Genomic DNA, 22,702 nt, shown 5'->3' on the forward strand with positions numbered 1-22,702 from the left:
CACGAGGACCGAATGGAACGCAAGAGCAACACCGTCTTCCGCAACCTCGCGATCGCGGGCGTGATCATCCTGGCCATCGTCGGGTTCTCGTTCTTCGCGAACGACGACCGCGGTTTCGCCGAGGTCGACACCTCGGTGGCGTTGGCGCAGGTCGACGCCGGCAACGTCAGGGAAGCGCTGATCGAGGACCGGGAGCAGCAGCTGCGCCTCACGCTCGAGAACCCGATCACGCCCGAGGAGGGTGCGGAGGAGACGGACCAGCTCCTCGCCAAGTACCCGGAGCGGGCCGCGGATCAGATCTTCGACCGGGTGGCCGCGGCGGAGCCGGAGAAGTACGACACGGCGGTCACCCAGCAGGGCTTCCTGTCGCAGATGCTGTCGTTCCTGCTGCCCATGCTCATCCTGTTCGGGCTGCTGTTCTTCTTCATGTCCCGGATGCAGGGTGGCAAGGGCGGACTGTTCGGGGTGGGCAAGTCGCGCGCCGTCGAGTTCACCAAGGACATGCCCCAGACCACGTTCGCGGACGTCGCGGGCGAGGACGAGGCGGTCGAGGAACTCAACGAGATCAAAGACTTCCTGCAGAACCCCGCGCGGTACGAGCGCCTCGGCGCCAAGATCCCGCGCGGTGTCCTGCTGTACGGCCCGCCCGGCACCGGTAAGACCCTCCTCGCGCGCGCTGTCGCGGGCGAGGCCGGGGTGCCGTTCTACTCCATCTCCGGTTCGGACTTCGTCGAGATGTTCGTCGGCGTCGGCGCCTCGCGTGTGCGGGACCTGTTCGAGAAGGCCAAGCAGAACGCGCCCTGCATCGTGTTCGTCGACGAGATCGACGCCGTGGGCCGGCACCGCGGGTCGGGCACCGGCGGCGGTCACGACGAGCGCGAGCAGACCCTCAACCAGCTCCTCGTGGAGATGGACGGGTTCGACGACCGCTCGACCGTCATCCTCATCGCCGCCACCAACCGGCCCGACGTCCTGGACCCGGCGCTGCTGCGCCCGGGCCGGTTCGACCGTCAGGTCCCGGTGACCAATCCGGATCTCAAGGGCCGTGAGGCGATCCTCGCCGTCCACTCGGTCGGCAAGCCGCTGGCCGCGGACGTCGACATGACGTCCCTGGCCCGGCGCACCATCGGAATGTCGGGTGCGGACCTGGCCAACGTGCTCAACGAGGGCGCGCTGCTGGCGGCGCGTCTGGGCCGCGACGAGATCGACATCGAGATCCTCGAGGAGGCCACGGACCGCGTGGTGGGCGGCCCGCGCCGCAAGCACCGGGTGATCAGCGAGCACGAGAAGAAGGTCACCGCCTACCACGAGTCGGGACACGCCCTGGCCGCGTGGGCGATGGAGGACCTCGAGCCCGTCCACAAGGTCACCATCCTCGCCCGCGGCCGCACCGGCGGTCACGCTCTCGTGGTCCCCGAGGACGACAAGTCGTTGATGACGCGCGCAGACATGATCGCGAGGATCGTCATGGCGATGGGCGGTCGCGCCGCCGAGGAGTACGTCTTCGGCGAGCCCACGTCGGGAGCCAGTTCGGACATCGAGCAGGCCACCCGCATCGCCCGCACGATGGTCGCCGAGTACGGCATGAGCGCCAAGCTCGGCGCCGTGAAGTACGGCGGCGAGGGCGGGGACCCGTTCCTCGGCCGCGGCGGCTCCGCGGCGGGGGAGTACTCGCCCGAGGTCGCCAAGATCATCGACGACGAGGTCCGCCGGATCATCGACGCCGCCCACACCGAGGCGTGGCAGGTGCTCGAGTCCAACCGCGACATCCTCGACGCGGTCGCGGGCGAGCTGCTCGAGAAGGAGACCCTGCGCCAGGACGATCTCGAGAGGCTCTTCGCCGACGTGGTCAAGCGCCCGCGGATCACCGAGTTCGACGACTTCGGTGGCCGCATCCCGTCGACGCGGCCGCCCATCAAGACCCCGGGAGAGCTGGCCAAGGAGCGCGGCGAGCCGTGGCCCCCGCCGGTGACCGACCCGTTCGCGATGCCGGTCCCGCCGACCGGTCGCGATGCGGGTGACCCCGCGTCGGACGGCGACTCTCGGGCCCACGACCGGCCGGGCGACGAGCGCAACGGTGTCGGCGCCTCCGCCGGTGTGCCCCGCGGCCCGGCAGGTTCCGCCGACCGCGGTCAGGGCCCGTCCGGCATCCCCGCCTACGGGACGCCGCCGCCCCCGGGCTGGTCGGCGCCGGGCTGGCCCCCGCGCCAGCCCTCCCACCACGGTGACCGCGGGCCGAGCGGGGCGGAGACCACGCGTCTGCCCGCCGCGCCCGTGAACGGTCGACCCACCGACGGATGGGGCGGCCCCGAGGGCGGCGACCGTCGCGAACAGCCCGCCGAGCCGTCGAACCGCGCCTGGTCCCGGGCGGGAGACGGGGAGACGGACGTCGCCCCCGGCTCCGACGTCCCGGGCGGTGGTTCACACCGCCGCGAGGACAAGGACCCCGACTGGCAACCGCCGTGGGAACGTGAGGACTGACCGCCGCGGCCGCTTCGTGCGAGAAGAGGATTGATGACGACCCCTGACCACCTACCCCCCGCCGACGCGCGCTCGATGCCCACGGGGGAGGTCTTCGACGCACCCCGCGCGGAGGCCGCTGTCCGTGAGCTGCTGATCGCAGTCGGCGAGGACCCGGACCGCGAGGGCCTGCAGGACACGCCCGCCCGGGTGGCGAGGGCCTACCGCGAGGTGTTCGCCGGCCTGTACACGGACCCCTCCGAGGTGCTGTCCCGCACCTTCGACGAGGACCACCGCGAGCTCGTGCTGGTACGTGACATCCCCGTCTATTCGACGTGCGAACACCATCTCGTCCCGTTCCACGGGGTCGCCCACATCGGCTACATCCCCGGGCAGTCGGGCGCGGTGACGGGCCTGAGCAAGCTCGCCCGCCTCGTAGACCTCTACGCCAAGCGCCCCCAGGTGCAGGAGCGCCTCACCAGCCAGGTCGCCGACGCGTTGGTCGACAAGCTCGACCCCTCCGGCGTGCTCGTGGTGATCGAGTGTGAGCACCTGTGCATGTCCATGCGCGGGATCCGCAAGGCGGGCGCGGTCACCACGACGTCGGCCGTCCGCGGGATCATGCGGTCCAACGCCTCCACGAGGGCGGAGGCGCTCGGCCTCCTGCGCGGGACGTGAGCACGCCAGGTCGGCTGCCCCGCCCGGCGCACTGCGCGGTGATGGGGGTCCTCAACGTCACGGCGGACTCCTTCTCCGACGGTGGGCGGCATCTCGCGTTCGACGACGCGGTCTCGCACGCCCGGCGGATGGTCTCCGAGGGCGCGGACCTCGTCGACATCGGCGGCGAGTCCACCCGGCCCGGTGCGCTGCGGGTCGAGGAGTCCGACGAGGAACAGCGCGTCGTGCCGCTCGTCCGCGAGGTCGCCGGCTTCGCGCCGGTCTCGGTGGACACCATGCGTTCCCGGGTCGCCGCCCGAGCGATGGAGGAGGGCGCGGCGATCATCAACGACGTCTCCGGCGGGCTCGCCGATCCCGACATGCTCCGGGTGGTCGCCGAGAACCGGAGATCGATCATCCTCATGCACTGGGTCTCCCCGGACGAGTACCGGGCCGGGGCCGGTGGCCGCGCCGACTACGGCGATGACGTCGCCGGCGCGGTGCGCGACCACCTGGCCCGCCGGGCCGACGCCGCCCTGGCGGCGGGGATCGACGCCGCGGACGTCGTCCTCGACCCCGGGCTGGGCTTCGCCAAGAACGGGGAGGACAACTGGGCTCTGCTGCACGGGCTCGACCGGCTCGTCGATCTCGGGTTCCCGGTCCTCGTGGCCGCCTCCCGCAAACGCTTCCTCGGCTCTCTCCTGTCGGAGCCCGACGGGCGGCCCCGCGCGGTGACCGGCCGGGACCCGGCGACGGCGGCGATCACCGCGCTCTCGGCCGCCGCCGGTGCGTGGGCGGTGCGCGTCCACGACGTCGCCCCCAGCGCGGACGCTGTGCGGGTCGCCGCCGCGTGGGCGGCCGGACGCGCGGGGGCTCACTGATGACCGACCGCATCGAACTCCGCGGACTGCGGGTGCGGGGCACGCACGGGGTCTTCGACCACGAGAAGCGGGACGGCCAGGATTTCCTCGTGGATCTGGTCCTGTGGACCGACTTCACCGCCGCGACCGCCTCCGACGACCTGGCCGACACGGTCGACTACGGGGCACTCGCGCTGTTCGCGCGCGATGTCGTCGCCGGGCCGTCCTGCGACCTCATCGAGACGGTGGCCTCGCGGATCGCCGACGGCGTCATGGAGATGGCCCCCGACGCCCACGCGGTGGAGGTGACGCTGCACAAGCCGCAGGCCCCCATCCCGGCCGAGTTCGCCGACGTCGCCGTCGTGGCACGGCGCTCCCGCGGCGGCGGTAGCCACCACGAGCGGGGCGAGCGGTGAGCTGCCGGGCGGTGCTGTCGATCGGCGGGAACCAGGGCGACGCCCTCGAGCTCCTGCGGGGCGTCGTGGACGCCGCGGCCGCCGACGGGATCCTGCGCGCGGCGTCCTCGGTCTACGCCACCCCGCCGTGGGGCGGCGTCGAGCAGGACGACTTCCTCAACGCCGCTCTCCTCGTGGAGCACCCCGGCACTCCGGCCGACGTCCTCGAGTGGGGCTTCGCCCGCGAGCGCGCGGCCGGCCGCACCCGCGAGGTGCGGTGGGGGCCGAGGACCCTGGACGTGGACGTGGTGACCGCCGACGTCGACGGCGAGACCGTGGTCTCCGACGATCCGATCCTCACCCTTCCCCATTCGCGTGCGGCCGAGCGCGCCTTCGTGCTCGTGCCGTGGCTGGAGATCGATCCCGACGCCCGCCTGGCCGGCGTGCCCGTCACCGACCACCTCGCGGCGCTCGACCCGGCGGATGTCTCCGCGGTACGGCGGCTTCCCGGGACCCTCGCCCCTCGGGGCCGGGTGGCGCCGTCATGACGCGGGTGGCCAAGTCGACCCTCGCGTTGGTGGCGCTCGTCGCGGCGGTGGCCGCCTACGTCCTCGTCGACGCGTTCCTGGGATCCATGCCGCCGATCGGCTTCGGCTGGGTGACGCTGCTGGTGGTCGCGGCGGTCGACGTCCTGTTGGCCATCCGCATCCGTGCGGCGATCTCGGACGGCGGCGTCGGGCAGGACCGTAGTCAGATGCACCCGCTCACCATCGCCCGGTGCGCGGCGCTGGGGCAGGCCTCGGCGGTGCTCGGGGCGGCCACCGGTGGGTTCGGGGCGGGGCTGGCCCTGTTCTTCCTCCCACGCCTGGGCGAGCTGGCGGCCGCGGCGGCGGAGCTCCCCTCGTCCCTCGCCGTCCTGGTGTCCGGGGCGGCCCTGGTGGGGGCCGGGCTGTTCCTGGAGTCGGCGTGTGAGACCCCGCCCGACGACGACGAGAACGGCGGGCTGGGCGAACCCGCCTGAGCCGGCCGTGCGGGAACGGCGGGTGAGATCCCGCCTGGAGACCCGACTTTCGTCGGCCCCGTTGGAGCGGACACGCGCTGGTTACCTGTGTGACCCGTGATTCTCTGAGTATCATGCGGGTCATGAGTTCCGACGGCGCGATGGACAAGCCCCGGTCAGCTCGCCCCGCGCGCGGCGACGATCGCGGACTGGCGAGCATCGCTCTGGGAGTGCTGCTGGTCCTGGCGCTCATCGCCACCGTCGTCATGGTCTTCTCGGACAACCCGGTGTGGATGCGGATCGGGACGCTGTCCGCCCTGTGGGCGGCGTTCATCGGGGCGTTCCTCGTGGCGCGCTACCGCAGGCAGGCCGCGGCGGAGGCCGCCCGGGTCCGGGACCTGCACACCGTCTACGAGCTGCAGCTCGAGCGTGAGATCTCGGCCCGCCGGGAGCACGAACTGGTGGTGGAGAAGGAGCTGCGCGCCAGCGTCCGCGCCGAGACCGAGGACTCGGTGCTCGCGCTGCGTCAGGAGATCGCCGCGCTGCGTGAGCAGTTGTCGGCGCTGGGGGTCAGCCTCCCCGAGGACCGCTTCGCCGTGGGCGGCCCCGGCCCGGCCGGACAGCTCGGCGCAGGCTCGTCCCTGCCGTCCGTCCCGTCGGAGCGGGTGGCGCCCCGCCGTCGTACCCCCGGGATGACGCCGCCGCGCGTCGGCGCAAGGACCTCCGCTGACACGGAATCGTCCGGGGAGAAGACGACCTCCGACCGGCCCGGCCAGTCCGCGCCGTTCACGCGGTCGACGCAGCCGGGGAGTCCTTCGTCGCCGACCGAGCCGTCCCCGACCGAGCCGTCGGTGGCCGGGGTCGGGCCGGATGCCACGCCGAGCACCGAGCGCACCGAGCGGCTCGCCCCGGTCGCCGGACGTGGGGCCGCCGCGGACGCGCCGACCGGTGAGCCGCGTCGCCCCGCCGTGCGCCCGGTGGCCGGGCAGCCGTCCCGTGACCCGAGCTCGAGCGGCCCGGCGGCCGCGCCGAAGACCGGGTCGAAGCCTGCTCCGCAGACCGAGCCGAAGCGCGAGCCCGCTCCGAAGGCCGAATCGACGTCCGAGCCGCGGCGTTCGTCGGAGCCCGCGCCGGCGTCGGCTCCCGAGCCCGCGTCCCAGCCCGCCTCCGAGTCGGCGCCGGCGAGCCGCCACGGCGAGGGTCGCGGGCTGTCGGTGGCCGAGCTCATGGCACGCCTGGGGGAGGGCGAGGCGCCCAAGCCGAGCCGTCGCCGACGCCGCGCGGAGGACTGACGCGCGAGCCGCTCCTCCGGTTCTGTGAAGTGCGCCACTCCATACTGATTCGGCCCGCCCACAGGACTACTCTCGCCTGCGAGATGTCCGGGACCCGCCGACAATGAGCGGGCCTGGAACGGATCGAGCACTGGAGCACCCCTGAGATGTCCGACCACGGCGTCACCGGAACACCCCCTGCCCGCCTGTCCATAGGCCTCGTGTCCGCCGGCCGGGTGGGTACCGCCGTCGGAGCCGCCCTCGAGCGCCGTGGCCATGTTGTGTCCGCGCTGGTCGCCCGCTCCGAACGGTCGCGCGACCTCGCCGCGCGCCGACTCCCCGAAGCCCGCATCGCCGACCCCGCCGCGGTCGCGGCGGCCGGCGAACTCCTCATCCTCGCCGTGCCGGACGCCGCACTCCCGGGCGTCGTGTCCGAACTCGCCGAGGCGGACGCGTTCAGGCCCGGCCACATCGTCGTCCACGTCGCGGGCGCGGTCGGCGCGGAGGTCCTGCGCCCGGCCGCCGACGCCGGCGCCGTGGTCGTGGCGGCCCACCCGGCCATGACCTTCACCGGCGGATCGGCCGACGTCGACCGCATGGAAGGCTGTTCGTGGGCCCTGACCGCGCCGGACGAGGTCGGCCTCGTGGTGGGCCAGATGCTGGTCATGGAGACCGGCGGTCTGCCCGTCACGGTCGCCGAATCCCACCGCGCCCTGTACCACGCGGCCCTCGCCCACGGGGCGAACCACCTGGTCACTCTCGTCAACGACGCGGCCGAGGCGCTCGCGGCCTCGTTCTCCGTCCTGCCCGGCGGGGCCGTCGAGGGTGATCCCGACGGCATGCTCGGTGCGGACGCCGAGGCGCTCGCCCGCCGGACGCTCGAGCCGCTGCTGCGGGCGGCCCTCGACAACGTCCTGGCGTCAGGCGACTCCGCGCTGACGGGGCCCGTGATGCGCGGCGACGCCGTCACCGTCTCCCGCCACCTCGACGCCCTCGAGGACGTCGACGGCGGTATCGCCACCGGGTACCGGGCGCTCGCCCTGCGCACCGCCGACCGCGTGGGCGCCGGCCCCGACGTGACCGACCTGTTGGCCCCCGACCTCACGGAGCAGCTTCGATGACCTCCACGACGTACCCGGTGCGCACCGCGGTGCCCGGCCGTCCCGCCACCGGCTACAACCGCGGTGAGCTGACCGTCCACCACGACCCGGCCACCCTGAGCACCGTCACCGAGTCCCTCCGCAAGGTCGGCAGGCAGGTCACGTTCGTGCCCACCATGGGTGCGCTCCACGAGGGCCACCTCGCGCTGGTCGAGACCGCCCGCCGGACCCCCGGCTCGGTCGTGGTCGTGTCGATCTTCGTCAACCCGCTGCAGTTCGGCCCCGGCGAGGACCTCGACGCCTACCCGCGGACGCTGGACGAGGATGTGGCCCGCCTCGCCGATGCCGGCGTCGAGCTGGTCTTCGCGCCCAGCGCCGCCGCCATGTACCCCGAGGGCCCGCGGACGACACTGCAGCCGGGACCGACGGGTGAGATCCTCGACGGCGCGGCCCGCCCCGGCCACTTCGCCGGGATGCTTACCGTGGTGAACAAGCTGTTCAACATCGTCCGACCGCACCAGGCGTTCTTCGGCGAGAAGGACTACCAGCAACTCGTGCTCATCCGCCAGATGGTCGCGGACCTCGACATGGACGTCCGCATCGTCGGAGTACCCACCGTCCGCGAGTCCGACGGCCTGGCCATGAGCTCCCGCAACCGCTACCTCTCCGCCGACGAGCGGGAACTCGCCACCGTTCTCAACGCCGCCCTGGTCGCCGGGACGTTCGCGGCGAAGGGCGGACGGGAGGCCGTCGTCGACGCCGCCCGCGCGGTCCTGAGCGAACGCCCCCAGATCTCCGTGGACTACCTCGAGCTGCGGGGAGCCGACCTCGGCGAACCGCCGGAGGAGGGCCCCGGCCGACTTCTCGTCGCGGCCCGTATCGGGACCACCAGACTCATCGACAACGTCGGCGTGGCCATCGGCACCGGCTTCCTCGCCGCCGCCGAGGCCACCGTCGCCGCCCAGCAGGCCGAGATGGCCGAAGACCTGAAGGAAGGCCTGTAGATGCAGCGCACCATGCTCCACTCCAAGATCCACCGTGCCACCGTCACCCAGGCCGACCTGCACTACGTCGGCTCCTGCACCATCGACGCCGACCTCATGGACGCCGCCGACCTGCTCGAGGGCCAGCAGATTGACATCGTCGACATCGACAACGGCAGCCGCCTGACCACCTACGCCATCACCGGTGAGCGCGGCTCGGGGGTCATCAGCATCAACGGCGCCGCCGCGCATCTCGTCCACCCCGGCGACCTGGTCATCATCATCGCCTACGCCCAGATGGACGACGCCGAGGCCCGCGCCTACAAGCCCCGCGTCGTGTTCGTCGACGGCGAGAACCGCATGCTCACCGAGGGCACCGACCCGGCGGACGTCCCCGAGGGGTCGGGCCTGAAGAACCCGCGCGTGCCCGAGCCGGCCGCTGTCTGACCCGGCACGGACAGGACATGCTGCTCACCGTCGACGTCGGTAACACCCACATCCGACTCGGCGTCTTCCAACCAGGCGGCGGCCGGCTCGAGCGCACCTGGAGCATGCGCACCTCCCCGGCGGTGACGTCCGACGAGCTCGCCCTGACGATCCGCGGACTGCTGGGGGGCTGCGCCCGGCAGCTCACCGGCATCGCCGCGATGTCGGTGGTCCCGTCGGTCACGGGCGAACTCCGGAGGATGGCCGCCGACTACTGGCCGCAGCTGCCGGCCGTCGTCGTCGCGCCCGGGGTGAAGACCGGGGTGCCGCTCAAGGTCGACAACCCGCGGGAGGTGGGCTCGGACCGCGTGGTCAACGCGCTGGCCGCCCACCACCTGTTCGACGGGCCCGTCGTCGTCGTCGACGTCGACACGGCGACCACCGTCGACGCGGTCTCCGCGCACGGCGAGCTGCTCGGCGGGGCGATCGCGCCGGGCATCGACATCTCCGTCGACGCCCTCGCCGACCGCACGGCCCTTCTGCGCAAGATCGAGGTCGTGCGGCCGCGGGGCGCGCTGGGTAAGAACACCGTCGCCGCACTGCAGGCGGGCATCGTGATCGGGTTCGCCGGCCAGATCGACGCCCTCGTCGACCGTCTTCGTACCGACGTCGACGAGCTGGCCGACGCGTCGGTCGTGCTCACCGGGCTGCGCGCGGACGTCGTCGCGGAGGAGTCGCGGACCATCACCGACGTCGAGCCCGAGTTGGCGCTCGAGGGGCTGCGGCTTGTGTTCGACCGCAACTGCTGACCGCCCGGTCGCGCGAACCCGGCCGCGGCCCCGTCAGGCCGCGGAGCGGTAGCTGGTCATGGACACCGAGCCCCACGCGTAGCCCTTACTGAAAGCGTCGAGAGTCTCGCCGGTCCCGGCCGCCATCCCGGCCGTGTACAGCAGGGGCAGGAAGTGGTCGGCTGTCGGCACGGACGCCTGCGCGTCCGGATGCTCCAGTAACGCCAGGGCGTCCTCGGGCCGCGAGGTCAGCAGCTCCTGGGCGTGGTCGTCGAAGCGGTGCGCCCAGTCGGTGCCGGCGTTGCCGCGGGACGGATCGACAGCGCCGAGGTTGTGCACCACGTTGCCGCTGGCCAGGACCAGGACGCCCGAGTCGCGGAGCGCGGCGAGCTTGGTGCCCAGGTTGAAGTGGTAGCTCGGGGGCTTGGTGGCGTCGACCGACAGCTGGGCGACCGGGACGTCGGCATCGGGGAAGACGTGCGCGAGCACTGACCACGTCCCGTGGTCGAGGCCCCACGAGTCCAGGTCGGCGCCCACCCAGGTCGGCTTGGCGACCTCGGCCACCTCGGTCGCGAGCTCGGGCGCGCCCGTGGCGGGGTACTCGAACTCGTTGAGCTCGCGGGGGAAGCCGAAGGAGTCGTGGATGGTGCGCGGTGACTTCATCGCGGTGACGGCCGTGGCGTTGATGTACCAGTGCGCCGAGACGGCCAGCACCGCCCGGGGGCGCTCGGGGAGCGAGTCGCCGAGCGCGGCCCAGTGGCGGGTCCACTCGTTGACCTCGAGGGCGTTGAGGGGGACGCCGTGGCCGATGAAGACGGCGGGCTGGCGGGCGGGTGAGGGGGTCATCGCTACTCCTTCGATCTCTGTACATGATGCATCAACTACCTCTGTCGGCGCCAGTGGCCCCTCGTCCGTGCCTCCGCCCTTGCGGTAGATAGACCGGTCTGTCTAATATTGCCGACATGAACGCGCGACGAATGCCCCCGGCCGGTCCGGCGCCATCCGTGCGGGTTCAGCACTGGTGTTCCCGGCCGGCAGCCCCTCAGCCAGTCCACGCCGACACCCCTCCCGGGAGCACCAGATGACTTCACCCGCCCGCGCCGCCACCGCCACCCGTTCCGCCGCCACCGGCGACACGGTCCTCACCGCCGTCGAGTACCCTGCCGCCGTGCGGGCGGGCGCGCTGGTCGTGGACATCCGCTCCCGCGCGCAGCGCGAGCGCCAGGGCGTCCTCGCCGGCGCGATCGCCGTCGAGGCCCGGCCCGCCGTGGACCTGATCGACCCCCGCTCGGCGGCGCCCCTCGCGGCCGTCGGTGAGGGTCGCGAGGTGGTCCTCGTCAGCGACGACGGCCTGGACGCGGAACTGTTCGCCCTCGAGCTCCACTCGCGCGGTGTTCGCGGGGTCCGTGCGGTGGACGGCGGCCACGACGCGCTGCGCGCCGCCCGGGCGCTCGCCCTGCTCTCGGACGCCGAACACCTGCTGCGCGAGCGCTCCGCCATCTCCGCGCACTGACCGGCGGCGCCCGAGGGCGCGCGCCGGTACGGTCGCAGCATGACGGACATCTCCGCCGACCTTCTCACCGAGATCCTGGACGAGGTCCGCGACGACACCTCCGGTGAGTTGGTGCCGCACCTCGGCGACTACGAGCACCCCAGCCCTGACGCCCTCGCACTGGCGGTCTGCGACATGGGCGGCCGGATCATCTCGGCCGGTGACGACGAGTTCCTGTTCGACCTGCAGTCCGCCTCCAAACCGTTCGTCTACGCGCTCGCGCTGGACCAGAAGGGCGTCGACGAGGTCGCCGCCCGGATCGGCGTGGAACCGTCGGGCGAGGCGTTCAACGAGATCTCGCTGGAGGCGGGCACGGGCCGCGCGCCCAACGCCCTGGTCAACGCCGGCGCGCTGGCGGCGCACGCGCTGGTGGGGGACGAGGACGACGACGAGGAGTCCCGTTTCGAACAGATCAGGGGGTTGTTCTCCCGCCTTGTGGGCCGGGAGGTCGAGGTGGACGAGGAGATTCTCGAGATCGAGTCCCGGAGCGCAAACCGTAACCAGGCGCTGGCGCATCTGCTGGCGGAGGCGGGCAGTCTGGTGCAAGACCCTCACGAGGTGGTCGCGGGCTACAGCCGTCAGTGCGCGATCCGGGTCGACACTCGCGAGCTGGCCCACATGGCCGCGGTGCTCGCGAACCGGGGACGGGCACTGGACGGCGACGAGCAGATCCTGGGGCACCGGGCGACGCGCTACGCCAACAGCGTGATGTTCACCTGCGGGATGTACGACGCGGCCGGCGACTGGGTCTACCAGGTGGGGCTGCCGGCCAAGAGTGGCGTCTCGGGCTGCCTGTTCGCCGTGGTACCCGGTCGGCTCGGGGTCGCGGCCTTCTCGCCGCGGCTGGACGAGCACGGCAACAGTGTGCGGGCGGCGGCCGCGATCGAGGAGCTCTCGGACCGACTGCACCTGCACGTGTTGGACGAGGTGGGTGGCTACGGGTTCGATCCCGCCGCGTAGGGACGACTATCCTCGTCAGTCGTGACCGACTCGACTCCCGCCGCGCCCGGGGCCGCCACCGGTGAGCCCGCCGACGACACCCCTGAGCAGCTGCGTATCCGCCGCGACAAGCGGCAGCGCCTCCTCGACTCCGGAGAGCAGGCGTACCCCGTCGAGGTCCCCCGCACCCACGGGCTCGCCGAGATCGCCTCGGACCCGCGCTTCGCCGCGTTGGAGCCGGGGGAGGAGACCGACGTCGTGGTGTCGGTGGCCGGCCGGGTGCTGTTCATCCGCAACACCGGGAAGCTGTGCTTCGTCCGGCTCCAGGACGGGGTCGACCCGTCGGCGGACCTGTCCACCACGGTGCCGGAGAGCGGATCCGGGCCGCTGACCCCGCAGCTGCAGGCCATGCTGTCGCTGGCCAACGTGGGTCAGGAGCGGCTCGACGCGTGGAAGCAGGACGTCGACCTCGGCGACCACGTCTCGGTGACGGGCCGTGTGGTGCGGTCCAAGCGCGGGGAGCTGTCGGTGATGGCCGACGAGTGGGTGCTGGCGTCCAAGGCGCTGCGCCCGCTTCCGGTCGCGCACAGGGAACTGAGCGAGGACACGCGCGTCCGCCAGCGCTACACCGACCTCATCATGCGCGACACGGCGCGCCGCAACGCGCTGACGCGGATCAAGGTCGTGCGCGCGCTGCGTGACGCGCTGGAGAAGCGCGGCTTTCTCGAGGTGGAGACGCCGATGCTGCAGACGCTGCACGGCGGCGCCGCGGCCCGGCCGTTCGTCACCCACTCCAACGCGCTGGACCTGGACCTGTACCTGCGCATCGCGCCCGAGCTGTACCTCAAGCGTTGCGTGGTGGGCGGGATCGAGCGCGTCTTCGAGATCAACCGCAACTTCCGCAACGAGGGCGTGGACTCCTCCCACAGCCCGGAGTTCGCGATGTTGGAGACGTATCAGGCGTACGGCGACTACGACACCTCGGCCACGATGATCCGCGAGGTCATCCAGGAGGTCGCGACCGCGGTGTTCGGCTCGACCACGGTCACGCTCGCCGACGGCACGGAGTACGACCTGGGCGGTCAGTGGCGCGAGATGCGCATGTACCCGTCCCTCAACGAGGCGCTGCGGGCGAAGCACCCGGACCTGGTCGGTGACGACGACGAGGACCTCGTCACCGTCGAGTCGACCGTCGACGAGCTCACGGAACTGGCCGGGAAGGTCGGGCTGGAGGTCCCCGGTGGCAAGGGGTGGCTACACGGCAAGCTCGTCGAGGAACTGTGGGAGCACCTGTGTGCTGACCAGCTCGAGGGGCCCGTGTTCGTCCGTGACTTCCCCGTCGAGACCTCCCCGCTGACGCGCGACCACCGCACCGACCGCGGGGTCACGGAGAAGTGGGACCTCTACGTCCGCGGGTTCGAGTTGGCCACCGGCTACTCCGAGCTGGTGGATCCGGTGATCCAGCGACAGCGCTTCGAGGACCAGGCCCGCCTGGCCGCGGCCGGCGACGACGAGGCGATGGTGCTCGACGAGGACTTCCTCGCCGCGATGGAGCAGGGCATGCCGCCGACGACCGGGCTCGGCATGGGGATCGACCGGCTGCTCATGGCCCTGACCGGGCTGGGCATCCGCGAGACGATCCTTTTCCCGATGGTCAAGCCGCTCCCGCGCGACTGATCGGCGCGGCGGCTGCTCATTCGTCTGCGTGCGTCCCGTGAGCCCCGTGGGCTTCGACGTCGGGGAAGACGTAGTCAGCCGCGCGTGCGGCCCACGCCGAGCCGGCGGCCACCAGGACGAACCCGAGCGCGGCGACCCACGGCCCGAACGTGACTGACGCGCCGGTCGGGAGGCCGGACAGGGTCGGTTCGTCGTTTCCGGTGGAGGACATGAGTGTCCACACGAAGGCGAGATGAGCGGCGAGCACCACCAACGAGACGACGGCGCCCGCGGCGGCGAAAGCCCCGAGCCGCGTCACGGCGGTGACCCCCACCAGGAACAACAGCACGACGAGGCCGAGGAAGAGCACCGGGGCGACACTGCGCACGTCGATGATCTCCGTGATGCCCAGTGCGGTGATCTGGTCACCGCCGTCCGTGTGCAACCACGGCAGGTAGAGGCTGACCAGTGCGAGGGCGAGGCCGGCGACGGCGATGAGGGCGCCGACGCGGTTCCTCACGTGCGGAACGACCTTCGTCCGGGACGGGGTCCGGGTGGGCAGCGGGGAGCGGTGTGGGGAGGGGGGCGTATACGCGGTCACTGTTATCACCCTTCCGGCGCGGATCGCGTGTGTGGTGCCCATCACATATTAACCGGGAAACCGCTGGATAGCCACCTTGCGCGGGGTCAGCGGCGCCGGTTGGTGCGCCGCGTCGGCTCGGCCGTCATCGGGTCCTCCGGCCACGGGTGCCGCGGATAACGGCCGCGCATCTCGGCCCGGACCGCGGGGTAGGCCTCCCGCCAGAAGAATGCGAGATCGCGCGTCACCGCGAGCGGCCGTCCGGCGGGCGAGAGCAGGTGGACCGTCACCGGGACGCGGCCGTCACAGATGCGCGGCGAGGCGGTCCAGCCGAAGCACTCCTGCAGTTTCACTGCGAGCACCGGTGGGTCGTCGGTCCCGACGGCGGGGTAGTCGACGCGGTACGACGACGAGGAGGGCACCTCCAGGCGGTCGGGCACCAGCTCGTCGAGCCGACCGGCCTCGGGCCACGGCAGCAGGCGTCGTAGGGCCGGGCCGAGGTCCCGTCCCGCCAAGCGGGAGCCGTGGGCGAGGGCGTCGATCTCCGCGGCGAGCCAGTCGTCCAGCCGACCGGTCAGTCCTGCCGCGGACACGTCCGGCCACGGCGCGCCGAGCTCGCGGCGTACCAGCGCGAGGCGGCACCACAGGCGGACGGTGTCGTCGTCGGGATCGAGTGCGGCGAACCCGCGGGCCCGGATCGCCGCCGACACCGCCTCCCGGGCGGCCGCGGGGGAGGGCCGCACCGGAGTGGAGGAGAGTTCGATCGCCCCGAGCCGGCGGATGCGTCGACCCGTGACCGCGCCCCGGTCGAAGACGGCCGTCTCGTCGTCGTCGAGGAGGTGCGAGGCCGCACGCTCCGCGCCCTCCCGGTCCAACGGGGCGGCGGCGCGGATCACCGCGCCGGCCTCGCCGGCCGCGCGCCCGGCCGCACGTCCCACCTCGGCGACGGCGAGCCAGTCGTGGCCCGCCAGCCCGGAACCCGGCGGCAACACCGCGCCGGTCCCGGAGGTGAAGGTGTACTGGTCGCCGCGTCGGCGCGCGATGCGGTCCGGGTGGGCGAGCGCCACGACCGTCCCGACGGCGTCGTCCGACTCCATCCCGGCCGGGTCCGCGCCGCCGGATCTTCCGCTGACCATCCGCTCCAGTCGCCGGGCCTCGCGCTCCCACGTCGCCGCGTCCGGCGCCCGCCCCGCGCGCAGTGCACGCAGATCCGCCGTCAGGTCGCCGCCGGGGGAACGGCGACCCGACGCGAGCAGCGCGACCACCTCGGCGGCCACCTCCGCACCGACGAGTCCCGCGCCGTCCAGCAGTGCGCGGGCGTGACGGGGATCGGCGGGCACCCGCGCGAGGTCGCGCCCGCGGTCCGTGGCGCGTCCGTCGGCGTCGAGCGCCCCGAGCCCGCGCAACACGCTCTCGGCGCGGGTGATCTCCCCGGCCGGCGGCTGATCGGGCAGCGCCAGGCCCTCCGCCCGGGGCGCGCCCCAGCAGGCCACGTCCAGCGCGAAGGTCGTCAGGTCCGACGTCGCGATCGCCGCCGTGCGGTGGGCGGCCAGTCCCGCGTACTCCTGCTCGGTCAGGCAGCGCACCGCGAGCCCGGGGCCGAGGCGGGCGGCGCGGCCCGCGCGCTGCACGCACGAGTCGCGCGACGCCGACACCGTCACCAGCCCCGTCATGTCCCGTGCGATGTCTCGCCGCGGCTCGCGGCTCAGGCACGCGTCCACCACCAGCCGCACCCCGGCCACAGTCAGTGAGGACTCCGCCAGGTCGGTCGACACCACGATCCGCGGCAGCGCCGTGTCGCCTTCGCCGCTCCGGCTCCGGGAACCGGACACCGCCCGGTCCTGGGCGGCGGCGTCCAGCCCGCCGTGCAGAGGTAGAACCTCGACCGCGTCCCCCAGCCGCGCGGCGAGCGACCGCACCACGCGCTCGATCTCGCGCACACCCGGCAGGAACACCAGGGCGTCGACCCCGCTCACGGTCACCTCGTGTGCCGTCACCGCCGCCACGTGATCGAGAAAGCCGTCGGCGACCCCGCGGGCGGCCAGGCGGGCGGTCGGCGGTGGGGCGTACCGGATCTCCAGGGGGTGCGATTCCGCAGGCACGTCGACGACGGGCGCCGCGGAACCCGCCCCGGGCTCCTCGGCCGCGGTCCCGCCGCCGAGCAGCCGGGCGAAGCGTCCCGCCTCGACCGTCGCGGACATCGCCACCACCGGCAGGTCGTCGCGCAGCTGCCGCACCTCACACAGCAGTGCGAAGGCCAGGTCGGACTCGACGTCGCGTTCGTGGACCTCGTCGAGCACCACGGCCCCGACGCCGGGCAGGTCGGGATCGGCGATCAACCGACGCACCAGTACCCCCGGAGTGACGAACTCGACGAGGGCGTCCCTGCCGACGCGCGAGTCCCCACGGACCGTGTAGCCCACCACGCCCCCGGGTCCGGTCCCCGTGAGTGCAGCCAGCCGCCGCGCCGCCGAGCGGGCGGCGACCCGACGGGGCTGGGTGACGATCACCCGTCCCGACACCCCGTCGGCGACGGCGACCGCGGGCGGGACGAGGGTCGTCTTGCCGGTGCCGGGCGGTGCCTGCACCACCGCGGTACCCGCCGTGGCGAGGGCGTCCCGCAGGGCCGGAAGAGCCCGGGCGAACGGCAGACCGCGGCCGATGCGGTCGAGATCGAACGCGCTCACGGGGCCTCGCCGCCGATCGCGTAGCTCATGGAGATGACCCTAGTGGCCGGCGAACCGGCCCGATGCGTGGCGTTCGCTGACGGCGTACACGATCATGCAATCGATCCCCGACCTGCCGCGTTGAACACTGGTGACGGGCCTCGTGCTGCTCCTGCGGTGCAGAGCGCCAGAACCGGCCACTACAGTGGTGAAAAACCGAGGAATGTGAGGTAGCACGATGTTCGAACGGTTTACCGACCGCGCGCGTCGCGTCGTCGTCCTGGCCCAGGAAGAGGCCAGGATGCTCAACCACAATTACATCGGCACCGAGCACATCCTGCTGGGTCTCATCCATGAGGGTGAGGGAGTGGCCGCCAAGGCCCTCGAGTCCCTCGGGATCTCGCTGGAAGCGGTGCGGAGTCAGGTCGAGGAGATCATCGGCCAGGGCCAGCAGGCGCCCAGCGGGCACATCCCGTTCACGCCGCGCGCCAAGAAGGTGCTGGAACTGAGCCTGCGGGAGGCGCTCCAGCTCGGCCACAACTACATCGGCACCGAGCACATCCTGCTCGGCCTGATCCGCGAGGGCGAGGGCGTGGCCGCCCAGGTGCTGGTCAAGCTCGGCGCCGACCTCACGCGGGTCCGCCAGCAGGTCATCCAGCTTCTCTCCGGTTACCAGGGTAAGGAGGCCGAGGCCTCCGGGACACCCGCGGGCACCGGTGGCCGCGAGTCCGGGACCCCGTCCTCGTCGACGGTCCTGGACCAGTTCGGCCGCAACCTCACCCAGGCCGCCATGGAGGGCAAGCTCGACCCGGTCGTCGGTCGCGCCAAGGAGGTGGAGCGCATCATGCAGGTGCTCTCCCGGCGCACCAAGAACAACCCGGTGCTCATCGGTGAGCCCGGCGTCGGTAAGACCGCGGTCGTCGAGGGCCTCGCGCAGGCCATCGTCAACAACGAGGTCCCCGAGACCCTCAAGGACAAGCAGCTCTACTCGCTGGACCTGGGCTCACTCGTGGCCGGTTCCCGCTACCGCGGTGACTTCGAGGAGCGTCTGAAGAAGGTGCTCAAGGAGATCAACCAGCGCGGCGACATCATCCTGTTCATCGACGAGATCCACACGCTCGTCGGCGCGGGAGCCGCGGAGGGCGCGATCGATGCCGCGTCGATCCTCAAGCCCAAGCTGGCCCGCGGTGAGCTGCAGACCATCGGTGCCACCACGCTCGAGGAGTACCGCAAGCACATCGAGAAGGACGCGGCCCTCGAGCGGCGCTTCCAGCCCGTTCAGGTTCCCGAGCCGGGCGTCGAGCTGTCCATCGAGATCCTCAAGGGTCTGCGGGACCGCTACGAGGCGCACCACCGCGTCACGATCACCGACGCGGCGCTGGCCGCCGCCGCCCAGCTCGCGGACCGGTACATCAACGACCGCTTCCTGCCGGACAAGGCGATCGACCTCATCGACGAGGCCGGTGCCCGCATGCGCATCAAGCGGATGACGGCTCCGCCGGACCTGCGCGAGTTCGACGAGAAGATCGCCGAGACCCGCCGCGAGAAGGAGTCCGCGATCGACGCGCAGGACTTCGAGAAGGCCGCCGGCCTGCGCGACACGGAGAAGAAGCTCATCGCCGAGCGCGCCGAGCGCGAGAAGCAGTGGCGCGCCGGTGACATGGACGTGGCCGCCGTGGTGGACGAAGAGCAGATCGCCGAGGTCCTGGGCAACTGGACCGGCATCCCCGTCTTCAAGCTCACCGAGGAGGAGACCACCCGTCTGCTCCGCATGGAGGACGAGCTGCACAAGCGGATCATCGGCCAGGAGGACGCCATCAAGGCCGTCTCCCGGGCGATCCGCCGGACGCGTGCCGGGCTCAAGGATCCCAAGCGTCCCTCGGGCTCGTTCATCTTCGCCGGCCCGTCCGGCGTGGGTAAGACGGAGCTGTCCAAGGCGCTCGCGAACTTCCTGTTCGGTGAGGACGACGCGCTCATCCAGATCGACATGGGCGAGTTCCACGACCGCTTCACCGCCTCGCGGCTCTTCGGTGCGCCCCCCGGGTACGTCGGTTACGAGGAGGGTGGCCAGCTCACGGAGAAGGTGCGGCGCAAGCCGTTCTCGGTCGTCCTGTTCGACGAGATCGAGAAGGCGCACTCCGAGATCTACAACACCCTCCTCCAGGTGCTGGAGGACGGCCGTCTCACCGACGGTCAGGGACGCATGGTGGACTTCAAGAACACCGTGCTGATCTTCACCTCGAACCTCGGGACCAAGGACATCTCCAAGGCCGTCGGGATGGGCTTCCAGTCCTCCGACAACACCGAGGACGCCTACGAGCGGATGAAGCAGAAGGTCAACGACGAGCTGAAGAAGCACTTCCGCCCGGAGTTCCTCAACCGCATCGACGAGATCGTGGTGTTCCACCAGCTCACGCAGGAGCAGATCGTCCAGATGGTCGACCTCATGATCGGCCGTGTCCGGGACGCCCTGAAGACCAAGGACATGGACATCGAGGTCTCCGATCGGGCCAAGAGCCTGCTCGCCAAGCGCGGGTTCGACCCGGTCCTGGGCGCGCGGCCGTTGCGTCGCACGATCCAGCGCGAGATCGAGGACACCCTCTCGGAGAAGATCCTCTTCGGCGAGGTCGCGGCCGGCGAGCTGGTGAAGGTCGACGTCGAGGGCTGGGACGGCGAGTCCGAGCGCACCGAGGACGCCAAGTTCACCTTCACCGGTGCTCCCCGCCCGGACGCCCCGCAGGACCGCCAGGGCGAGGAGATCTCGGCGAGCGTGGCGCCCACCGGCGAGGCCGGCCCGGGCGACTCCCTGCCGCCGAGCTCCGGCTTCGGTGGCGGCGCCACCGGAGGCCCCTCGGGCAGCGGCGGCGGCGCTGCTCCGGCCACCACCTGATCGCCTCCGGCGCCTGACATAGTGAAGGCCCCCGCCACACGGCGGGGGCCTTCCTGCGTCTGCGGGTGTCCACGCCGGTGGCGCGGAACCAGGCGTCCAGCAATCGGGCGATCACCAGCACGTGGTCTCCCGCCTCGAGGACGGCGCCCAGGGCTCGACGAGGAGATCCCCACGTTGAAAGCTCAGCAACGCGGGATCCTCACCGCGGCCGGACAGCTGCAGGACCTCCCGTACGAGAACGAATTCTCCACCTTCGTCTTCCTCCAGCCCGCCGAGGCGGGTTCGGCCTTCGCGCGCGGCGACGCCGACGCGTGGGCGATCTGGGATCCCTACACCGCGATCGCACAGACGACGTCCGAGACGAGGACGCTCGCGTCCGCGGCGGGCGCGGGCAACGGCTTCTGGTTCAGCCTGGCCTCGCATGACGCGCTCGGCGACTCCCGCCGCCAGACGGCGATAGCGGACCCGCTCGTCCGCCTCGCCGAGGCGGGCACGTGGACCGCCGAGCACCCGCAGGAGTGGGCGCGGTTCTACGGCGAGGCGGTGGGCCTGACCCCGGAGGCGGCGGAGCTGTCCCAGGGCCGCAGCACGCGACAGCCGGTGGCGCTCGCGGACACGCTCGCCCGCGAGCAGGCACTCGCGGACGTGTTCACCGAGGACGGTCAGATCGATCCGGTGGAGGTCGCGGCACTCGCTGACGACCGCTTCGCCGAGGACCTCGCTCCGGTGGTCGGACCGCTGCCCTGAGCCCGCCGCCGCACCGGCCGCCGCACCGGCCGCACATCCGCGGACCCGGTCAGGCGGTGACGCGGTGCCAGAGGGGGGCGATCGCTGCCCAGCCGACCATGCCGACGGTGGAATACAGCAGGGCCCACAGCACGCACCCGACGGTGACTGCGGGCAGGTACCTGCGCAGTGGCATCACGGTGAAGCCGGCGCTGAAGTTGATGGCGGTCTGCACTCCCACCGTGAGGAAGGACAGTGGTACCGCGATTACGCCGTAGCGGGCGGACAGCCGCTGGGCGCGCTGCATGGTCGGTCCCTCGAGCCGGTGGGCGAACCGCCCGCTGAGCCGGCCACCACGTAGCGCGCCCCGGCCGAGCCAGTAGGTGGCGTTGGCGCGCAGCATGACGATCACGAACAGCGTGCTGAACGCGAGGGCGAAGGGCTGCTCGGCGATCCGGTCCATACGAGGGATGTGCGGCGTGCGGTGCGGAAGGCGCGGCTGGTATCAGGCGGAGGCGGAGGGCTTGACGTCCATCACGACGTCGAACTCCAGCAGGTTGGCACCCTCGGCGACGGGCTCGCCCCGCTGGCCGGCGTGGGCGGCGCGGGCGTCCCCGTCGCGCCAGGCGGCGAACGATTCGTCGTCCTCCCACATGGTCACCACGAAGTAGCGGGTCTCCCCGCCGGTGGGACGCAGCAGCTGGAAGCCGAGGAAACCGGGGGAGTTCTCCACCGTGTGGGCGCGCTCGGAGAAGCGGCGCTCGAGCTCGGCACCGGCCTGCGGCGGGACGTTGAGGGCGTTGATCTTCACGACGGCCATGCAGGTGAGCCTACCCTCAGTCGGCTACGCGGGCAGTGAGTACCGTTCCCCGGTCCGCACCACGAGTCCGTCGGCCAACAGGGAGTCCAGCGCGCGGTCGCGTTGGACCGTGTCCGGCCACACGGCGTCCAGGCGCGCGGAGGTGGCGGTGCCGTCGCCGTCGCGCAGCACGTCCAGCAGTAGGCCGCGCACCTGCCGGTCGGTGCCCGCGTACGTCTGCGCCTTGCGGCGGGGCCCGTCCCACGCGGGTCTGCCGGCGGCGACCCACGCGCACGATGCGGCGAGCGGACAGGCGTCGCAGTCGGGGCTCCGCGCGGTGCACACGAGCGCGCCCAGTTCCATCATCGCGACCGAGAACGCCACCGCCTCCTGGCATTCGTCGGGGAGCAGCGCCTCCACGGCGGCGAGGTCGCGCCGGATCGACGGCGGCCCGGCCTCGGCGACCCCGTTGACCGCCCGGGCGACGACGCGCCGCACGTTGGTGTCGACCACCGGTACCGCCTGCCCGTGGGCGAAGCAGGCGACGGCGCGCGCGGTGTAGTCGCCGACACCGGGGAGCGTGAGGAGGTCCTCGACCTCGGTGGGGACCTCGCCGTGGAACTTCTCGACGACGACGGCAGCGCACTCCCGCAGCCGCAATGCACGGCGCGGATAGCCGAGTTTTCCCCACATGCGGATCACGTCCGCGGGGGCGGCGGCGGCGAGTTCGGCCGGGCCCGGCCACCGCGCGAGCCAGTCGCGCCAGACCGGCTCGACCCGGGCGACGGGCGTCTGCTGACTCATCACCTCACACAACAGGATCTCCCAGGCGCTCACGCCGTCCTCGCGCCAAGGCAGGGGACGGCCGGCACCGGAGAACCAGGAGAGCAGGGAGGGAGTGTCGATGCCGTGGGCCCCGGGGGAGGTCACCGATGATCCCTCCGGAAGGTACGT

The 22,702-nt window shown here is 72.3% G+C and carries 22 protein-coding genes; 16 read left to right on the plus strand and 6 right to left on the minus strand.

All coding sequences use genetic code 11. From position 1 onward, the window contains the following. The first annotated feature begins 12 nt into the window (after window positions 1-12). The 11 genes from ftsH to VYL96_RS02885 all read left to right on the plus strand — a co-directional run bounded on the left by ftsH (window position 13) and on the right by VYL96_RS02885 (window position 9,961). The gene (gene ftsH, locus VYL96_RS02835) at window positions 13-2,481 is read left to right on the plus strand and encodes an ATP-dependent zinc metalloprotease FtsH (RefSeq protein ID WP_061227481.1); all 2,469 of its coding nucleotides are present in this window, start codon (window positions 13-15) and stop codon (window positions 2,479-2,481) included. 33 nt (window positions 2,482-2,514) lie between these two features. Continuing rightward, entirely contained in the window at window positions 2,515-3,138 is a 624-nt protein-coding gene (gene folE / locus VYL96_RS02840) for a GTP cyclohydrolase I FolE (protein ID WP_061916559.1), read from the plus strand. Continuing rightward, on the plus strand, window positions 3,135-3,998 hold the full coding sequence (gene folP, locus VYL96_RS02845) for a dihydropteroate synthase (protein WP_438356731.1): 864 nt from the start codon (window positions 3,135-3,137) through the stop codon (window positions 3,996-3,998). The genes folE and folP overlap by 4 nt, the downstream gene beginning before the upstream one ends. Further along, a complete protein-coding gene (folB, locus tag VYL96_RS02850) occupies window positions 3,998-4,393 on the plus strand; it encodes a dihydroneopterin aldolase (RefSeq protein ID WP_061227567.1) in 396 nt (131 codons plus the stop codon). Before folP ends, folB begins: the two co-directional genes overlap by 1 nt. After that, window positions 4,390-4,920, plus strand: coding sequence for a 2-amino-4-hydroxy-6-hydroxymethyldihydropteridine diphosphokinase (gene folK / locus VYL96_RS02855; protein WP_061227478.1), 531 nt, complete (start codon window positions 4,390-4,392; stop codon window positions 4,918-4,920). Before folB ends, folK begins: the two co-directional genes overlap by 4 nt. Then, on the plus strand, window positions 4,917-5,393 hold the full coding sequence (locus VYL96_RS02860; protein WP_061227477.1) for a DUF3180 domain-containing protein: 477 nt from the start codon (window positions 4,917-4,919) through the stop codon (window positions 5,391-5,393). The genes folK and VYL96_RS02860 overlap by 4 nt, the downstream gene beginning before the upstream one ends. A gap of 122 nt (window positions 5,394-5,515) precedes the next feature. Then, window positions 5,516-6,664 (plus strand): DUF6779 domain-containing protein, encoded by a 1,149-nt coding sequence (locus VYL96_RS02865; RefSeq protein WP_061916571.1) that lies wholly within the window; start codon window positions 5,516-5,518, stop codon window positions 6,662-6,664. A gap of 146 nt (window positions 6,665-6,810) precedes the next feature. Next, on the plus strand, window positions 6,811-7,764 hold the full coding sequence (locus VYL96_RS02870; RefSeq protein ID WP_061227476.1) for a Rossmann-like and DUF2520 domain-containing protein: 954 nt from the start codon (window positions 6,811-6,813) through the stop codon (window positions 7,762-7,764). Then, a complete protein-coding gene (panC, locus tag VYL96_RS02875) occupies window positions 7,761-8,747 on the plus strand; it encodes a pantoate--beta-alanine ligase (RefSeq protein WP_061227475.1) in 987 nt (328 codons plus the stop codon). Before VYL96_RS02870 ends, panC begins: the two co-directional genes overlap by 4 nt. Then, complete coding sequence (gene panD / locus VYL96_RS02880) at window positions 8,748-9,173, plus strand: aspartate 1-decarboxylase (protein ID WP_007630228.1); 426 nt, start codon at window positions 8,748-8,750, stop codon at window positions 9,171-9,173. Window positions 9,174-9,190: 17 nt separating this feature from the next. Next, window positions 9,191-9,961, plus strand: a complete 771-nt coding sequence (locus VYL96_RS02885; RefSeq protein WP_061227474.1) for a type III pantothenate kinase — start codon at window positions 9,191-9,193, stop codon at window positions 9,959-9,961. Between the two features lie 33 nt (window positions 9,962-9,994). Here VYL96_RS02885 and ygiD read toward each other — a convergent pair whose 3' ends face one another. Further along, on the minus strand, window positions 9,995-10,786 hold the full coding sequence (gene ygiD / locus VYL96_RS02890; RefSeq protein WP_061916556.1) for a 4,5-DOPA-extradiol-dioxygenase: 792 nt from the start codon (window positions 10,784-10,786) through the stop codon (window positions 9,995-9,997). 235 nt (window positions 10,787-11,021) lie between these two features. Here ygiD and VYL96_RS02895 point away from each other — a divergent pair, with 235 nt between their 5' ends. The 3 genes from VYL96_RS02895 to lysS are packed head-to-tail and all read left to right on the plus strand — an operon-like array spanning window position 11,022 to window position 14,108. Further along, entirely contained in the window at window positions 11,022-11,453 is a 432-nt protein-coding gene (locus VYL96_RS02895) for a rhodanese-like domain-containing protein (RefSeq protein ID WP_061227472.1), read from the plus strand. Window positions 11,454-11,492: 39 nt separating this feature from the next. Beyond that, complete coding sequence (gene glsA, locus VYL96_RS02900; RefSeq protein ID WP_063935324.1) at window positions 11,493-12,452, plus strand: glutaminase A; 960 nt, start codon at window positions 11,493-11,495, stop codon at window positions 12,450-12,452. 21 nt (window positions 12,453-12,473) lie between these two features. Then, window positions 12,474-14,108, plus strand: coding sequence for a lysine--tRNA ligase (gene lysS / locus VYL96_RS02905; RefSeq protein WP_061227470.1), 1,635 nt, complete (start codon window positions 12,474-12,476; stop codon window positions 14,106-14,108). 16 nt (window positions 14,109-14,124) lie between these two features. Here lysS and VYL96_RS02910 read toward each other — a convergent pair whose 3' ends face one another. Together VYL96_RS02910 and hrpB are read right to left on the minus strand one after the other, a co-directional pair. Then, the gene (locus VYL96_RS02910; protein ID WP_082767559.1) at window positions 14,125-14,607 is read right to left on the minus strand and encodes a hypothetical protein; all 483 of its coding nucleotides are present in this window, start codon (window positions 14,605-14,607) and stop codon (window positions 14,125-14,127) included. 167 nt (window positions 14,608-14,774) lie between these two features. Then, window positions 14,775-17,354 carry an ATP-dependent helicase HrpB gene (hrpB, locus tag VYL96_RS02915; protein WP_061916551.1) on the minus strand — a complete coding sequence of 860 codons (2,580 nt, stop codon included), beginning with the start codon at window positions 17,352-17,354 and terminating at the stop codon, window positions 14,775-14,777. A 217-nt stretch (window positions 17,355-17,571) separates the two neighbouring features. On the opposite strand from hrpB, the gene VYL96_RS02920 reads away from it, so the two are divergent. Next, entirely contained in the window at window positions 17,572-20,223 is a 2,652-nt protein-coding gene (locus VYL96_RS02920) for an ATP-dependent Clp protease ATP-binding subunit (RefSeq protein ID WP_061227467.1), read from the plus strand. A gap of 174 nt (window positions 20,224-20,397) precedes the next feature. Further along, the gene (locus tag VYL96_RS02925; protein ID WP_232303125.1) at window positions 20,398-20,970 is read left to right on the plus strand and encodes a type 2 periplasmic-binding domain-containing protein; all 573 of its coding nucleotides are present in this window, start codon (window positions 20,398-20,400) and stop codon (window positions 20,968-20,970) included. A 49-nt stretch (window positions 20,971-21,019) separates the two neighbouring features. On the opposite strand, the gene VYL96_RS02930 is transcribed toward VYL96_RS02925, so the two are convergent. From VYL96_RS02930 to VYL96_RS02940, 3 genes are read right to left on the minus strand one after another with little or no spacing between them, the layout of a single operon-like run. After that, a complete protein-coding gene (locus VYL96_RS02930; RefSeq protein ID WP_061916548.1) occupies window positions 21,020-21,412 on the minus strand; it encodes a DedA family protein in 393 nt (130 codons plus the stop codon). A 42-nt stretch (window positions 21,413-21,454) separates the two neighbouring features. Beyond that, the gene (locus VYL96_RS02935; protein ID WP_061227465.1) at window positions 21,455-21,769 is read right to left on the minus strand and encodes an antibiotic biosynthesis monooxygenase family protein; all 315 of its coding nucleotides are present in this window, start codon (window positions 21,767-21,769) and stop codon (window positions 21,455-21,457) included. 24 nt (window positions 21,770-21,793) lie between these two features. Continuing rightward, window positions 21,794-22,678 (minus strand): iron-sulfur binding domain-containing protein, encoded by an 885-nt coding sequence (locus tag VYL96_RS02940; protein WP_131885688.1) that lies wholly within the window; start codon window positions 22,676-22,678, stop codon window positions 21,794-21,796. Window positions 22,679-22,702: the final 24 nt, after the last annotated feature.

This window comes from Dietzia maris, assembly GCF_036287335.1.
In the GTDB taxonomy this organism is placed as follows: Bacteria; Actinomycetota; Actinomycetes; order Mycobacteriales; family Mycobacteriaceae; genus Dietzia; species Dietzia cinnamea.

What these genes read in the sequence shown, in the direction of transcription:
- ftsH (WP_061227481.1), top strand. Translation starts at nt 13, where the DNA reads ATGGAACGCAAGAGCAACACCGTCTTCCGCAACCTCGCGATCGCGGGC.
- folE (WP_061916559.1), top strand. Translation starts at nt 2,515, where the DNA reads ATGACGACCCCTGACCACCTACCCCCCGCCGACGCGCGCTCGATGCCC.
- folB (WP_061227567.1), top strand. Translation starts at nt 3,998, where the DNA reads ATGACCGACCGCATCGAACTCCGCGGACTGCGGGTGCGGGGCACGCAC.
- VYL96_RS02860 (WP_061227477.1), top strand. Translation starts at nt 4,917, where the DNA reads ATGACGCGGGTGGCCAAGTCGACCCTCGCGTTGGTGGCGCTCGTCGCG.
- VYL96_RS02865 (WP_061916571.1), top strand. Translation starts at nt 5,516, where the DNA reads ATGAGTTCCGACGGCGCGATGGACAAGCCCCGGTCAGCTCGCCCCGCG.
- VYL96_RS02870 (WP_061227476.1), top strand. Translation starts at nt 6,811, where the DNA reads ATGTCCGACCACGGCGTCACCGGAACACCCCCTGCCCGCCTGTCCATA.
- panC (WP_061227475.1), top strand. Translation starts at nt 7,761, where the DNA reads ATGACCTCCACGACGTACCCGGTGCGCACCGCGGTGCCCGGCCGTCCC.
- panD (WP_007630228.1), top strand. Translation starts at nt 8,748, where the DNA reads ATGCAGCGCACCATGCTCCACTCCAAGATCCACCGTGCCACCGTCACC.
- VYL96_RS02885 (WP_061227474.1), top strand. Translation starts at nt 9,191, where the DNA reads ATGCTGCTCACCGTCGACGTCGGTAACACCCACATCCGACTCGGCGTC.
- ygiD (WP_061916556.1), bottom strand. Translation starts at nt 10,786, where the DNA reads ATGACCCCCTCACCCGCCCGCCAGCCCGCCGTCTTCATCGGCCACGGC.
- VYL96_RS02895 (WP_061227472.1), top strand. Translation starts at nt 11,022, where the DNA reads ATGACTTCACCCGCCCGCGCCGCCACCGCCACCCGTTCCGCCGCCACC.
- glsA (WP_063935324.1), top strand. Translation starts at nt 11,493, where the DNA reads ATGACGGACATCTCCGCCGACCTTCTCACCGAGATCCTGGACGAGGTC.
- VYL96_RS02920 (WP_061227467.1), top strand. Translation starts at nt 17,572, where the DNA reads ATGTTCGAACGGTTTACCGACCGCGCGCGTCGCGTCGTCGTCCTGGCC.
- VYL96_RS02930 (WP_061916548.1), bottom strand. Translation starts at nt 21,412, where the DNA reads ATGGACCGGATCGCCGAGCAGCCCTTCGCCCTCGCGTTCAGCACGCTG.
- VYL96_RS02935 (WP_061227465.1), bottom strand. Translation starts at nt 21,769, where the DNA reads ATGGCCGTCGTGAAGATCAACGCCCTCAACGTCCCGCCGCAGGCCGGT.